The sequence below is a fragment of the Sphingomonas sp. NIC1 genome (assembly GCF_001638925.1).
In the GTDB taxonomy this organism is placed as follows: Bacteria; Pseudomonadota; Alphaproteobacteria; order Sphingomonadales; family Sphingomonadaceae; genus Sphingomonas; species Sphingomonas aquatilis.
The window spans coordinates 1,980,503-1,994,811 of record NZ_CP015521.1; the positions used below are offsets into that span (position 1 = coordinate 1,980,503).

Consider the following 14,309-nt stretch of genomic DNA (forward strand, 5'->3'; position numbering starts at 1 on the left):
TCATTGCTCCGCCCCCGCGCACGCTGTTCCGACCGTGGCGGCGGGGCCGGTTACGCCCGGCGGTAGCGGCGTCGCGCCGCCCGGTCCGATATGCAGCGTCGCATTGGCGACCTGCCACGGCGTGCCGGCGGGAAAGCGCACGCCATCCAGCGTCACGTCCAACGCGTGCCGCGCGTCATAGCCGCGCGCGATCAACTGCCCGCCGTCGCCCTGCACATTCGCCAGCACGATGTCGCGATAGACGGGGATCGATCCGCCCTGCGCCTTGGGATCGTAGCGCGTGTCGAAATCGATCGGCCGCGCCACGCCGCGCAGGCAGATGTCCTGATAGCGTATGCGCTGCACCAGCCCGCCGCGGCTTGGGTCGCTCTTGATCCGCAGGCCCGATGTCGTGCCGTCGAAGGTCAGCCCGCGCACCAGCACGTCGGACACGCCGCTCACCGTCTCGCTGCCGATCGACACGCCGTGCCCGGCGTGGACGTGGCTGTCGAGGATCGAGACGTAGCGCACGCCGCCGCCGTTGCCGGCCTTGATCGCGATATCGTCGTCGCCGGTGCTGAAGCGGCTGTGTGCGATCGTCACGTCCTCGCTCGCGCCCGGATCGATTCCGTCGGTGTTGCGCGCATCGGCCGGCGCATCGATCGTCACGCCCCAAGCGGTGAAGCCCCGCACGTGATTGACCGCGACGTGGAAATTCGCCGCATTGGCGAAGTGCGTGGCGTAGAGCACCAAATTGCGTCCGCCATCCACCGTCACCAGCCGCGGCACGTTCTGCTTGCCGCCCTCGCGCTGCGCCCGGCGTGCGAGCTGCCACCACGTCTCGGTGCCGCCCGCCATCGCCGCACCGCCCGCGCCGTCGATCGTGCCCGCCCCCATGATCGCCGCATCCGTGGCATCGGAGAAGTGGATCAGCGGGCGACAGCCATGGCCCTTGGCATCGATCGTCCCGCACAATCCCTGTCCGGCATCGAAGCGCCGCGGATCGGGGATGGCGCGCAGCGTCGCACCGGGGTCCAGCCACAGGGTCACGCGCGACGGCATCTCGATCGGCCCGCTCTCGTACAGACCGGGGCCGAGCCGCACCGCGGCTCCGGGACACCGCCGCAACGCCACCTCGATCTCGCGGCTCCGATCGCCGGAGGTGGGGGACAGTGTGGCGCAGGCGGCGGTGGGCAGCTGCGGCTCCACCACGGTTCGTCGATCCTGTGCCGCGGCCGGTGCCGCCGCCACGCCCAACACAAGCACGACCGCAGCATACCGACGCATCGCCTCAGACCCTTACGACACCCACATCCGCGAACCGCTTCGGCTCGGCAGGCGGGCTGGCGGGGTCGGCCAGCTCGCATTGCCAATAGCCCACGTCGATCCACTGGCCCTGTTTGTAGCCGATCTCGCGGAACACGCCAGCGCGGCGAAAGCCGACCGTCTCGTGCAGCTTGATCGACTCATTGTTGGGCAATGCGATCCGCCCGATCGCCTGGGTAAAGCCCTGCGCGCGCAGCGTGTCGATCAACGCTTCGTACAGCAGCCGCCCGACGCCCTGCCGCTGCGCGACATCGGCGACGTAGATCGTCGTCTCCACCGCCCAGCGATACGCCTCGCGCTCCGAAAAGCGCGTCGCATAGGCATAGCCGAGCACGCCGCCCGTCTCCGCGCCGTTGGTCGCGACCATCCAGGGGTAGAGCCCCTGCGACGACGCCATCCGCGTCCGCATCGCGCGCGCGTCCGGCGCCTCCGTCTCGAACGACACCGTCCCCGCGAGCACGTGCGGCGCATAGATGGCGGCGATCGCGCCGGCATCCTCCGGCGTCGCGGCGCGCACCCCGATCATGCGCCGAAGCCCAGCTTCGCCAGCACCAGGTCGAACAGCCTGGCGTCGCTGTCGGCGGTCGCGCTCGGCCCGATGCCGCCGCATTCCAGGCAGCGCGCCTGCACCGATCCGCTGCGCGCGAGGCGGCTGACGTCGCCCACCGCCTGCGCGACGAGGCCGCGGCGTTCGGCCGCGATCCGCCCGAACACGTCCGCCGACGGGCTCGCCGCATCGTCGTCGTCCTTGCGGCTGGCCAGCGCGGCGGCGAATTGTGCGGCGGCGCTCGGTTCCTTCTCCAGATATTCGGCGTGGACCTTGGCCGGGTCCAGCTTCGCGCGCTTGGCGGCTTCCGCCACCGCATCGTCCAGCCCGCCGAAGCGATCGACCAGCTTGATTTGCCGCGCGGTGCCGCCGTCCCACACGCGTCCCTGCGCGATCGCATTGACCTGATCGACGGTCATGTGGCGCGACTGCGCGACGCGGGTCAGGAACTGGCGATAGCCGTTCTCGATCCCCGCCTGCAGGATCGTGTCGAGCTCAGGTGTGGTGCCGGCAAACACGTCGGGCTGGCCCGACAGCGGCGTCGTCTTCACGCCATCGGTCGTGACGCCGATCTTGGCCAGCGTCTTTTCGAACGTCGGGATGATGCCGAAGATGCCGATCGATCCGGTGATCGTCGACGGTTCGGCGAAGATCACGTCACCCGGCGTCGACACCCAATAGCCGCCCGATGCCGCCAGCCCGCCCATCGACACGACGATCGGCAGCCCCTTCTGCTTGGCCTGTAGGATCGCGAGGCGGATGCGTTCCGACGCCATCACCGATCCGCCCGGCGAATCGACGCGCACCACCAGCGCCTTCAGGTCCTTCTTGGCGAGGCCGTTCAGGATCAGCTTGGCGATCGTGTCGCCATGCGCGCTGCCCGGGCCGCCTTCGCCGTCGACGATATCGCCCGCGATCGTGATGACGCCGATCGCATCGCCGGTCTTGGACAGCGGATGCGCCGCGACCCAGCTGTCATAGCCGATGCGGTTGTAATAGCCCGCCGCCTTCTTGGCATCGCCGCCGACGATGGCCGCGACGCGCGCACCGAAGGCGGTGCGATCGCCCAGCGTGTCGACGATGCCCGCCGCCTTGTTCGCCTGCGCGATGTCACCGCCCGCCGCGACGATCAATGTGTCCGGGCTGGCGAGGAACTGCGCCACCTGCGCCTTCGGCCGGGCCTTGGCGATCGCCTCCTTCCACTGGCTAAAGATCGACCCCAGCAGCGCCTGGCTCGCCTCGCGCGCCTCCGGGCTCTGGTCGGTGCGCGTATAGGGCTCGACGAAGCTCTTGAACTTGCCGACGCGATAGACGTGCGTGGTGACGCCCAGCTTGTCGATCAGTCCCTTGTAATACAGCTGGTTGCCGCCCGGACCCATGAAGATCGTGCCGCCCAGCGGGTTGACCCAGATTTCGCTGGCGTTGGCGGCAAGGCGATAGCCCGCATCGGTATAGGCGGTGGCATAGGCCAGCACCGGCTTCTTCGTGTCGCGGAACTTGCGGATCGCGTCGGCCACCTCGTTCAGCGTCGCCGGATAGCCGCCGCCGAAGCGATCGAGGTCGAGCACCAGCGCCTTCACCCGGTCGTCAGTCCGCGCCTCATCGATCGCGCGCAGCACGTCGCGCGCGCGATACTGGCGCGGCCCCTGCTGGCCCGACAGCATCGCGAACGGCGCCTGTTCCTCGGGCTGTTCGACAATCGTGCCGTTGAGGTCGAGCACCAGCGCCCCCGGGCTGATCGCCTTCATTCCCGGCCGTGCGCTCAGCGCCGCGAACAGCAGACCGAAGAACAACAGCATCGCGATCAGGACCAACCCGTCCTTGATCGCCACCAGCAGCTTCCATGCGCCCCGAACCAGCTTCACGCGATGCTCCTTATCGTTGCCTCTAGCGCTAGAGCAGGCGAAGGCGCCGCGCAACGGGGCGTATTGGGCTGGTAATACGGATGTGGGATCTGGTTCGTCAGTTCGGATTGATCCAGTTCGTCTTCTGATAAAAATAGCGGACTTTCCTGTCCGATGGCGAAAACCGGCCACGGGTCATCATGGCGGTGCATGTCGCTGCGTCCAACGACGGCACACCAGAGCTTCTTGCGACCTTGCAGGCGGTCGGCCTGCCGGTCGCATCGACCGTCACCAGAATGCGCACAATGCCCTGCTGACCGCTACGGAAGGCGTCTGCCGGGTAATCGGCAACCTGTATCCAGTCGCGGTTGAGCTGACCTCCCGTGTCGATCATGGCATCGGGATCGGCCCCCCAGGACTTGAGCAGGTCGCGGCCGCACGCCTTCGCGGCGGCGAAGGCTTTGTCGATACCCTCGACCGGCACGGACACCGGAAAAATTGCTCCAGCGTCGATCGACAGCTGCTTGGCCGTCCTGATCTGCTGCCATTTTTCCGGCTCCAGCAACAGGCGCAGCGCATAGCCGCCCTGCTGCGTCGGCGCAGCGATCCACGACGCTCGCAGCGACGGTCCCGTCGGCGCAAGCGTGATGGTAGCGACGCCGGACTTACCCCGATACACGGGTGTCGCCGTCAACAGGACGAGGTCACCGCCGCCGTACACGGGATCGACGTCGATCGCCAAAATCGCAGGCTTCGGCCCATCCCCGAACGCCCGGTTGATGATGCACTGGTTCGGTGCATATTCGACGCCCCATTTCGCCGCCGATCGATCGACATGCGCCGCCGGAGTCGCGGCTTGCAAGGCGAGGGCGATGATCGCGCCAGCCGGGGCCCCCGCCGTCATCATGGCACCCTCCAGTCGGTGCGCTTAAACACGTAGCGCGTCTCTCGCGACGAGGGTTCGAACTTCGCGCGCGCCGTCATGATCCGGCACGTCGTCGCATCGAGCAACGGCGAACGCGAACTGACCACCACCTTGCAGTCGCGTGGCCGCCCCTTGGGATCGATCGTCAGCAGGATCTTCACCGTGCCCGATTCGCCATTGCGCAGCGCTTCAGCCGGATAGTCCGAATAGCTGACCCAGCTACCGGCGTTATTCGGACCGGAGGTGTCGATCATCGCATCGGGGTCCGCGCCCCAGGATTGCAGCAGCGTCCGGCCGCACGTCTTGGCAGCCGCGATCGCCTTGTCGATCCCATGGATCGGCACGGATACGGGCGACGCGAACGGCCCCTTGATCGTCAGCGTGTCGCCCGCCGTAATCGCGGCCCAGCCGTCCTGGCCGACCCAGATCTCGATCGCCGCCCGCGCGTCCTTCGATCTGCGGGCGAACCATATCGGCCGCAGCGTCGCGCCGCCCGGGGCGACGGTCATTGTGGCAGTGCCGAAAGTCCCCTTCGTCGCAACGCCGGGAATGAGCAGGACGAGATAGCCGGTGCCGGTCATCGGATCTGCATCGACGGCAAGGAACGACTTGACCGGGCCGGACCCGAACTGCCGGTTGATGATGCACTGTTCGGGGCTATAGTCCACGCCCCACTTGCCTGCCGCATCTATACTGCCGCCCGAAGGTGCGGCGGCCTGTAACGCCAGCGCGACCAGTCCGATCATCATACTTATCCCCCGATATTTTTTGCGAGCCTAGCATTGCGGCGCGCCGCTGCAACGGGATGCCACTGGCAGAACGATCGCGTCTCGCCTAACCTGCCGCCGCGCACCGCGAAAACGGCGTCGGGCGCAAGTATTGGGGGGAAGATGTATGCGTATCGTGCTGGGCGGCGTGGCGGTGTTGGCGTTGGCGATCGGCGGGGCGGGCGCCTTGCGCGCGCAGACCGGGGCCGGTGCCGTCGATGCGCGCGCCTTTGGTGCGCGTGAGGACGTCCGGCAGGTCAGCATTTCCCCCGACGGCAAGCGGCTCGCGATGGTTCGCGCCGCGGCGGGGGCGGGCACCGCGCTGTACGTCGCCGATCTTACCGGCGACGCAACGCCCCGACCGATCCTCACCTCCAGCGGCCGGCCCGATCAGCTGACGGGGTGCAGCTGGTCGACCGCGACGCGGCTCGTCTGCAACATCTCGACGCTGATGACGACCAACGGCATGCGTCTGGGCTACAGCCGCGTGCTGACGCTCAACGCCGACGGCAGCGACATGAAGCCCCTGTCGGGCGAGACGCGCGACCGCATCGACGGCTTCGGCCAGTTCGGCGGCGGCATCATCGATTTCCTCGCCGATGACGCGGCGGGCAGTGATGCGAAGGGCGGTTCGGTGCTGATGACGCGCGATTATGGTGCGCAGATGACCACCGGCTCGATCACCGCGTCCACCGCGTCGGGCCTGGGCGTCGAGCGCGTCGATACGACGACGCTGCGCCGTCAGCAGGTCGAACGGCCCAGCGGCCGCGCCAGTGAATATATCACCGACGGCCACGGCACCGTCCGCATCATGGGCATCACTGCCGCCAGCGACAGCGGCATGCTGCGCGGCCGCACGACCTATATGTACCGCAAGGCGGGCGATCGCAGCTGGCAGCCGCTGTCCGTGGTCAGCGACGATGGCGGGGTATCGCACGGCTTCGATCCCTATGCCGTCGATCGCGACGCCAATGTCGCCTATGGCTTCGACGATCACGGCGGACGGCAGGCACTGTACCGGGTCGCGCTCGACGGCAGCCTGAAGCGTGAACTGGTGCTCGATCGCCCCGATGTCGACGTCGATTCGCTGATCCGTATCGGCCGCCAGCAGCGCGTCGTGGGCGCCAGCTTCGCGACCGACCGGCGCGAACGCGTGATCTTCGATCCCGCGCTGAAGGCGCTTGCCGCCTCGCTCGGCCGTGCCTTGCCAAAACAGCCGATCGTCAGCATCGTCGATGCCAGCGCCGACGAACAGAAGCTGGTGCTGTTCGCCGGCAGCGATGTCGATCCCGGCAGCTTCTATCTGTTCGATCGGACTGCGAAGAAGCTGTCGCCGATCCTGTCGGTGCGCCCGCCGCTTGGCGGTCGTACGCTCGCCAGCGTCAAGCCGATCAGCTTCAAGGCCGCGGACGGCACGATGATCCCCGCCTATCTCACGCTGCCCGCCGGCAGCAGTGGCAAGGGGCTGCCCGCGATCGTCCTGCCGCACGGCGGCCCCGGCGATCGCGACGAATGGGGCTTCGACTGGTTGCCGCAGTTCTTCGCGGCGCGCGGCTATGCGGTGCTTCAGCCCAATTTCCGCGGCTCGACCGGCTATGGCGCGGCGTGGTTTCAGAAGAACGGCTTCCAGTCGTGGCGCACCGCGATCGGCGACGTCAACGATGCCGGCCGGTATCTGGTGTCGCAGGGCATCGCCGCGCCCGACAAGCTCGCGATCGTCGGCTGGTCCTACGGCGGCTATGCGGCGCTGCAATCGGCGGTGCTCGACCCGGCATTGTTCAAGGCGATCGTCGCGATCGCGCCGGTCACCGACCTCGAAACCTTGCGCGGCGAACATCGCAACTTCACCAATTTCGAACTGGTCGACGGCTTCATCGGCCATGGCGCCCATATCCGTGACGGCTCGCCCGCGCAGAACGTCGATCGTATCGCCGCGCCGGTGCTGCTGTTCCACGGCGACCTCGACCAGAATGTCGGCATCGGCGAATCGCGCCTGATGGCCAGCAAGCTGCGCGGGGCGGGCAAGCCCGTGACCTTCGTCGAATATAAGGGCCTCACCCACCAGCTCGACGATAGCGACGTGCGCACCGACATGCTCGGCAAGAGCGACGCCTTCCTGCGCACCGCGCTGCATATCGACGGATAAGGGCTTTGGGAGCCAGCCCCTGCGGCCGGCTCCCCCTTTGCCTTTAGTTGGTCGCGATGCGCAGCGTCGCCATCAGGCGGCGGCCCGGCATCACCACCAGGTCCTTGTTCAGCGCGGTGCTCAGCCGCTGCGTGTCGTTGGTCAGGTTCTGGCCGACCAGCGCGATCTCCATATTGGGATGCGAGGCGAACGGCCGCACCGCCAGCTGGCCGTCGAGCGCCACGTAACCCGGCGTCGGCGTATCGAACAGGCCCGCCTTGTCCTGTTTGCCGGCGTAGATCAGGTTGAACCCCGCATCCAGCCGGTCGCCGGTCCAGTTCAGCCCGCCGCCGATGCGATAGGGCGGGATGCGCGGCACGTTGTTGCCATCGTCCAGCGTCGCGCGCGTATAGTCCGCGAGCACGTTGAACCGGTATACGCCGTGCGACGTGTGGACGAGGTCGTAGCTCGCCTCGCCCTCGAACCCGCGGAAATGCGCGCCCTGCTGGCGGTAGTTCAGCTCGCGCAGGTCGTGGTCGTCGTCCTGCGTCGCCTGGCACGCGCCGTCGTCGGTGCAGTACAGGCCGGTCAGGTCGCCGTAGATATAGTTCTTGAACCACGAACTGTAGACGCTGCCGTCGAAGCGGAACTTGCCCGACCGGATGCGCAGCGTGCCCTCCAGCGAATTGGCGCGCTCGATCTTCAGCCGCGGATCGCCCGTCTCGAACGTGTTCGGCCCGTCATGCCCGCCGCGCGCGAACAATTCGGTCAGCGCCGGTGCGCGGCCGGTGCTGGAGAAGGTGACGCCCAGCTTCACCGCGGGACTGACCGTGTACAGCGCGCCGATCGCACCGCTCAGCGGCGTGTAGCGCGGCGCGGCGGCGACGTTCGACGCGGGCGTGCCGGTCAGATGCACCTGCTCGATCCGGCCCGATGCCTCGACATGCAGCGGCCCGGCGATCTTCGTGTCGGTAAAGACATATCCCGCGATGCTCTCCATCGTCGCGGGGAACAGGTACGAGCTGTCGTCGCCCACCGCCGAGAAGTTGCGGTGCTGATATTCGACGCCCAGCGCGGTGTTGTCGATGAAGCCGATCCGGTTGGTCAGCAGCTCGGCGCGCGCATTGTATTCCTTGTTGCGGAACGTCGTGTCGATCGTGCCGTCCGGTTCCTTTTCGTCGTGGCTGTAATTGGCGTAGCTGCCATCCAGGCTCAGCGACTTGAGCAGGCCCGATCCCAGCGCGAACGACGATCGCGTCATCACCTTGGTCTGGCGCATGTCGATATAGGTGGTGTCGCTGGGGATGCCGTATTGCGCGTCATATTGCGTGATCGCCGCGCCGACGTGGCTGTCCTTGTTGCTCCCGAAGAAATACGACCCGCCGACCGATCCGCCGAAGCCCTTGAAGAAGCTGTTCTGCTGGACGCCGAGCGGGGTGTCGTAATTGCCCTCGTGCCGGCCGAAGCCATCGGCGTGCAGCGCCAGGTCGCCGACCGTCGCATCGACCAGCGCGGCGCCCTGATACAGGTTGGACACGGTGCCATAGGTGCCGTTGACCTCACCCGAGAACGGCCGGTCGGACAGGTGCATTGGCACACGATCGTTCAGCACGTTGACGACGCCGCCGATCGCCTGGCTGCCATAGCGCAGCGTGCCCGCACCACGCACCACCTCGATGCTGCGCGCGGAGAGCGGATCGATCGGCATGCCATGGTCGGGGCCGATGTCGGACACGTCGGAGGAGCTGAGGCCATCTTCCAGGATGCGCACGCGCGTCGCATCCATGCCGCGGATGATCGGGCGGCTGGCGCCGGTCGCGAAGCCTGTCGCGGCGATGCCGGGCACCTTGGCCAGCGCATCGGAAATGCTCGCGCCGCCGGCCTTCAGGATGTCCTCGGCATCCACCTTGGCAGAGATGGCGGGCGTATCGTCGCGATCGTGCTGGATCGGGCTGGCGGTCACGATGATGTCGCGGCCGGTGTCGGCCGTCTGAGTGGCGGGCGCGGCGGTCTGGGCGAGCGCGCAGGCGGGGAACAGCGCGGCGCTGGCCGCGCCGAGGAACAGGAAAGAACGCATCAACGTCTCCGGGAAATCGGGCACAGGCGCGCATCGGCCGCAATCGGCGACGCGCGAGGGGGGAGGGATCAGAGCGGAGAGTCGATCGGGGGCGCGCGACTACGCCAGCCATGGCCGCGCGGCGCGGGCAGGGGATAAGCGGCGACGGCGTGGACGGGCCGGATCGCCGCCGCGGGCACCGCCGCGATCGCCGTCGGCACCGCATCGGGCAGCAGCGGTTCGAACGCCGCGCGCGCATAACAGAGCGCGCAATCCGCGTCCGCGGTCGCCAGCGTCGTCGACCGGTCCGTGCCGTCGCGGGCGGTGGGATGCAGCGGATGCACGTGCGCCTGCGCGATGCCCCCGCCGCCCAGCAGCGCGCACAACGCCAGCAGCGCAAGCATCAGCACGCCCGGCTGCGGCCGGCGCTGGCAGGGTCGCGTGTGTCTCATCCCGCCCCGTCCCGACACGAGCGAACCTGTCTAAAAGCTGAATGAGAGACAACATATCATCCTTGTCATGTTGCCCCACTAGCAAGTCGCTGAAATCGCTCGCAGGCGCGGATTGCGGCCGGATTGTCGTAGCGTGTCATCATGCCGTCGCACGCCGCGCGCAGACTGCACCGCCATCGGATTCGGATCGTTTCGGACGGGGCGGGGGCGAAGGGAAGGTTAGCAGGGCATTCCCGCCAAATCGGATGCAGATCGCGATGCCAGTGTCGCGATCGTACGACACTGTAACCCATCGAGACATGAAGGGTTACAGATGCCGAACGATCCGAGAGACGACATCGCCACGATCATCGCGGATTACCGTCAGGGCGAAGTGCCAAGGCCGACGGCGGATCATGTGGATCGCTGGGCGCGGCAGCTTAGTGAGGCGAACCGCGAACACGTCCTGCGCGAAATGGTTCATATCCTAGGCAAGGCGTATGTCAGCAAGGCTGATGTGCAGGGCTTTCTAACGCAGGTCGCCACAAGCGATAAGCTGGCCGGCGACGATCCGGCGTCGTTTTGGAAAGGCGTGAGTTTCCTGCGCCTCCAACGATCTGGCAACAGTCAACGGGATATGCTGTCGTTGATGGACGACGTCCTTCATCAGGCATTTGGCTTCAAAACGGCGCAATGTGGGGCCGATCCGCAACTATACCTATACCTGGACGACGGCGTCTTTTCCGGTGGGCGGATCAAAAGCGATCTGAAGCGGTGGGTCGAGGAGCACGCCCCCCAAAAGGCCGAGGTCGCCATCGTCGTTATGGCAAGCCACACTGGCGGAAGCTATTATGCCGATACGCAAATTGGCGAGACCGCAAAGCAGGTCGGCAAGACGATCAATGTGACGTGGTGGCATTCCATGCGGATCGAGGACAGGAGGGCATACACGGATACGTCGGACGTATTGCGGCCGAAGGCGATCCCGACAGAGGCGGAGGCCTACATCGCCGACTTGGATTATCCTCCGGTTCTACGCTCAGGCAATCACGTCGGCTCGCTCGGGCTTTTTTCCTCCGCCGATGCGCGCGATGTGATCGAGCAGGAGTTTTTGAAATCGGGCATCGCCGTTAGGCGGCGTTGCCCTCTCTTGGGGCCGCAGATGCGCCCTCTGGGCAGTACATGGCTCCACACTCCCGGGTTCGGAACGATGTTCGTCACCTATCGCAACATTGCGAACAATGCGCCGCTTGTTTTGTGGGCGGGCAATCCATGGTATCCCCTGTTCCCACGCAAGACGAATTGAGGGTGATGGGCGAACCGGAGTCGCGAATCTATCGACGATCGGAGGTGGTCGCTTTTCGCCGCACGGGCGACGCTTTCGGCGGCCTGTCAAACATGGCGCCGGGCTATCCGATCGTCCTGATGGGGCATCGCATCCGCACCGCGGAGGCGCTGTATCAGGCCTGTCGTTTTCCCCATCTGCCGGAGGTGCAGCGGATGATCATCAACGAGCACAGCCCGATGACGGCGAAGATGAAAGCCAAGCCTTTTCGTGCCCAGTCGCGTACCGACTGGGACGAGGTGCGGGTGCCCATCATGAAATGGTGCTTGCGGGTCAAACTGGCGTCGAACTGGCGGACGTTCTCCACGTTGCTGCTGGACACGGGGGATCGCCCGATTGTCGAGGATTCGCGCAAGGACGAGTTCTGGGGTGCGAAACCCCGGACGTCCGAGGCGCTGGAGGGGCGCAATGTGCTCGGCCGATTGCTTATGCAATTACGCGACAAGATCCGTCATGACCCCGCATCGCTGCATGTTGTCCGGCCGCCGCGGATCGATCACTTTTTGTTGCTGTCCTGCCCGCTGGAAGCGGTAGCGAAGCCGTCAGGTCAGGATCGAACATCCAACGGGCACGAAGCCCGGAGAGCAGTGCAAACCGCGTTACTGTAGCGCCGCTTTTGGGGCCAGCGCGACGAGCCGCGCCAAAACGTCGACGACTTTCTTCGGTTCCCGCCCCGCCGATCTCTTGACGGTCCCCGGCCCGCGACACATATCCCGGCCGTTGGCACTCGCGCATCGTGAGTGCCAGATTTTTGTAACACTGACTGAAAAGAGGGACTTCGCAATGAACTTTCGTCCGTTGCATGACCGCGTCCTCGTCCGCCGTGTCGAGGCGGAAGAGAAGACGGCTGGCGGGATCATCATCCCCGACACCGCCAAGGAAAAGCCGCAGGAGGGCGAGGTCGTCGCCGCCGGCACCGGGCTGAAGGCCGAAGACGGCAAGGTCACGCCGCTCGACGTCAAGGCTGGCGACCGCATCCTGTTCGGCAAGTGGTCGGGCACCGAGGTGAAGGTCAACGGCGAAGACCTGCTGATCATGAAGGAAAGCGACATCCTCGGGATTGTCGGCTGATTGTGACGTGCAGGGCCGTTTTTGGCCCTGACGTACTGTCCACTTCCACAACTTCCAATTTTCGAAAGGGTAGCCACCATGGCAGCCAAGGACGTAAAATTCGGCCGCGACGCGCGTGAACGCATTCTGCGCGGCGTCGACATCCTCGCCGACGCGGTGAAGGTCACGCTGGGGCCGAAGGGCCGCAACGTCGTGATCGACAAGAGCTTCGGCGCGCCCCGCATCACCAAGGACGGTGTGTCGGTCGCTAAGGAAATCGAGCTCAAGGACAAGTTCGAGAACATGGGCGCGCAGATGGTGCGCGAAGTGGCCTCGAAGACCAACGACATCGCCGGTGACGGCACCACCACCGCGACCGTGCTCGCCCAGGCGATCGTGCGCGAAGGCATGAAGTCGGTGGCCGCCGGCATGAACCCGATGGACCTGAAGCGCGGCATCGACATCGCCGTCGCCAAGGTGGTAGAGGACGTGAAGTCGCGCTCGAAGCCCGTCTCGGGCTCGTCGGAAGTCGCGCAGGTCGGCATCATCTCGGCCAATGGCGACAAGGAAGTCGGCGAGAAGATCGCGGAAGCGATGGAGAAGGTCGGCAAGGAAGGCGTCATCACCGTCGAAGAGGCCAAGGGCCTCGAATTCGAGCTGGACGTCGTCGAAGGCATGCAGTTCGACCGCGGCTATCTGTCGCCCTACTTCATCACCAACCCGGAAAAGATGACGGTCGAACTGAACGACCCGTACATCCTGATCCACGAGAAGAAGCTGTCGAACCTGCAGGCGATGCTCCCGATCCTGGAAGCCGTCGTCCAGTCGGGTCGTCCGCTCCTGATCATCGCCGAGGACATCGAGGGTGAGGCGCTGGCCACGCTCGTCGTCAACAAGCTGCGTGGCGGCCTGAAGGTCGCAGCGGTCAAGGCACCGGGCTTCGGCGATCGTCGCAAGGCGATGCTGGAAGACATCGCGATCCTGACCAAGGGCGAGATGATCTCGGAAGACCTCGGCATCAAGCTCGAGAGCGTCACCGTCGGCATGCTCGGCACCGCCAAGCGCGTCACGATCGACAAGGACAACACCACCATCGTCGACGGTGCGGGTGAAGCCGATGCGATCAAGGGCCGCACCGAGGCGATCCGTGCGCAGATCGAGAACACCACCAGCGACTATGACCGCGAGAAGCTCCAGGAGCGTCTTGCCAAGCTCGCCGGCGGCGTGGCCGTGATCAAGGTCGGCGGCGCGACCGAAGTCGAGGTGAAGGAGCGCAAGGACCGCGTCGACGACGCGCTGCACGCGACCCGCGCGGCCGTCGAAGAGGGCATCGTCCCCGGCGGTGGTACGGCGCTGCTGTACGCGACGAAGGTGCTCGAAGGTGTCACCGGCGCCAACGAAGACCAGACCCGCGGCGTGGACATCGTCCGCAAGTCGCTGACCGCGCTGGTGCGTCAGATCGCGCAGAACGCTGGCCATGACGGCGCTGTCGTCTCGGGCAAGCTGCTCGACCAGACCGACACGTCGTTCGGCTTCAACGCGGCGACCGACCAGTATGAAAACCTGGTCGCCGCCGGCGTGATCGACCCGACCAAGGTCGTCCGCACCGCGCTGCAGAACGCGGCCTCGGTCGCCGGCCTGCTCATCACCACCGAGGCGACCGTCTCGGAACTGCCCGAGGACAAGGCTCCGGCCATGCCCGGCGGCGGCGGCATGGGCGGCATGGGCGGCATGGACTTCTGATTTGGCATCGGGGCAGGCACTGTCCTGCCCCGAAGACCAAATCAGAACGGCCGGCGGGTCGGCCACGCCGATCCCGTCCGACGTCACGACAGCGGCTCCGCCGCTGTCCGCCAAGCAAAACAGGGGCCGGGGGCGCAATCCCCCGGCCCTTTGTTTGATCCCATAGTGGTG

General features: G+C 66.3%; 12 protein-coding genes. 5 read left to right on the top strand and 7 right to left on the bottom strand.

Going from position 1 to position 14,309, the window contains the following annotated elements:
* From A7E77_RS09515 to A7E77_RS09535, 5 genes are all read right to left on the bottom strand, one after another.
* Nucleotides 1-1,266: a glycoside hydrolase family 28 protein gene (locus tag A7E77_RS09515; RefSeq protein WP_063687512.1), complete on the bottom strand. Its 1,266-nt coding sequence runs from the start codon at nt 1,264-1,266 to the stop codon at nt 1-3.
* A gap of 4 nt (nt 1,267-1,270) precedes the next feature.
* Nucleotides 1,271-1,831, bottom strand: coding sequence for a GNAT family N-acetyltransferase (locus A7E77_RS09520; protein ID WP_063687514.1), 561 nt, complete (start codon nt 1,829-1,831; stop codon nt 1,271-1,273).
* Nucleotides 1,828-3,717 carry a signal peptide peptidase SppA gene (gene sppA / locus A7E77_RS09525; RefSeq protein ID WP_063687516.1) on the bottom strand — a complete coding sequence of 630 codons (1,890 nt, stop codon included), beginning with the start codon at nt 3,715-3,717 and terminating at the stop codon, nt 1,828-1,830. The genes A7E77_RS09520 and sppA overlap by 4 nt, the downstream gene beginning before the upstream one ends.
* A gap of 97 nt (nt 3,718-3,814) precedes the next feature.
* Nucleotides 3,815-4,603, bottom strand: coding sequence for an energy transducer TonB (locus tag A7E77_RS09530; RefSeq protein WP_226341703.1), 789 nt, complete (start codon nt 4,601-4,603; stop codon nt 3,815-3,817).
* Nucleotides 4,600-5,370, bottom strand: coding sequence for an energy transducer TonB (locus A7E77_RS09535; protein WP_063687520.1), 771 nt, complete (start codon nt 5,368-5,370; stop codon nt 4,600-4,602). The genes A7E77_RS09530 and A7E77_RS09535 overlap by 4 nt, the downstream gene beginning before the upstream one ends.
* A 145-nt stretch (nt 5,371-5,515) precedes the next feature.
* On the opposite strand from A7E77_RS09535, the gene A7E77_RS09540 reads away from it, so the two are divergent.
* A complete protein-coding gene (locus A7E77_RS09540; protein ID WP_063687522.1) occupies nt 5,516-7,534 on the top strand; it encodes an alpha/beta hydrolase family protein in 2,019 nt (672 codons plus the stop codon).
* 43 nt (nt 7,535-7,577) lie between these two features.
* Here A7E77_RS09540 and A7E77_RS09545 read toward each other — a convergent pair whose 3' ends face one another.
* Entirely contained in the window at nt 7,578-9,590 is a 2,013-nt protein-coding gene (locus A7E77_RS09545; RefSeq protein WP_063689850.1) for a TonB-dependent receptor, read from the bottom strand.
* 68 nt (nt 9,591-9,658) lie between these two features.
* On the bottom strand, nt 9,659-10,021 hold the full coding sequence (locus tag A7E77_RS09550; RefSeq protein ID WP_063687524.1) for a hypothetical protein: 363 nt from the start codon (nt 10,019-10,021) through the stop codon (nt 9,659-9,661).
* Nucleotides 10,022-10,334: 313 nt separating this feature from the next.
* Here A7E77_RS09550 and A7E77_RS09555 point away from each other — a divergent pair, with 313 nt between their 5' ends.
* The 4 genes from A7E77_RS09555 to groL all read left to right on the top strand — a co-directional run bounded on the left by A7E77_RS09555 (nt 10,335) and on the right by groL (nt 14,138).
* Nucleotides 10,335-11,306, top strand: a complete 972-nt coding sequence (locus tag A7E77_RS09555) for a hypothetical protein (protein ID WP_063687526.1) — start codon at nt 10,335-10,337, stop codon at nt 11,304-11,306.
* 5 nt (nt 11,307-11,311) lie between these two features.
* Nucleotides 11,312-11,953: an NADAR family protein gene (locus tag A7E77_RS09560; protein WP_063687528.1), complete on the top strand. Its 642-nt coding sequence runs from the start codon at nt 11,312-11,314 to the stop codon at nt 11,951-11,953.
* A 175-nt stretch (nt 11,954-12,128) separates the two neighbouring features.
* The gene (groES, locus tag A7E77_RS09565; protein WP_017977532.1) at nt 12,129-12,416 is read left to right on the top strand and encodes a co-chaperone GroES; all 288 of its coding nucleotides are present in this window, start codon (nt 12,129-12,131) and stop codon (nt 12,414-12,416) included.
* A gap of 78 nt (nt 12,417-12,494) precedes the next feature.
* Complete coding sequence (gene groL / locus A7E77_RS09570) at nt 12,495-14,138, top strand: chaperonin GroEL (protein ID WP_043060274.1); 1,644 nt, start codon at nt 12,495-12,497, stop codon at nt 14,136-14,138.
* Nucleotides 14,139-14,309: the final 171 nt, after the last annotated feature.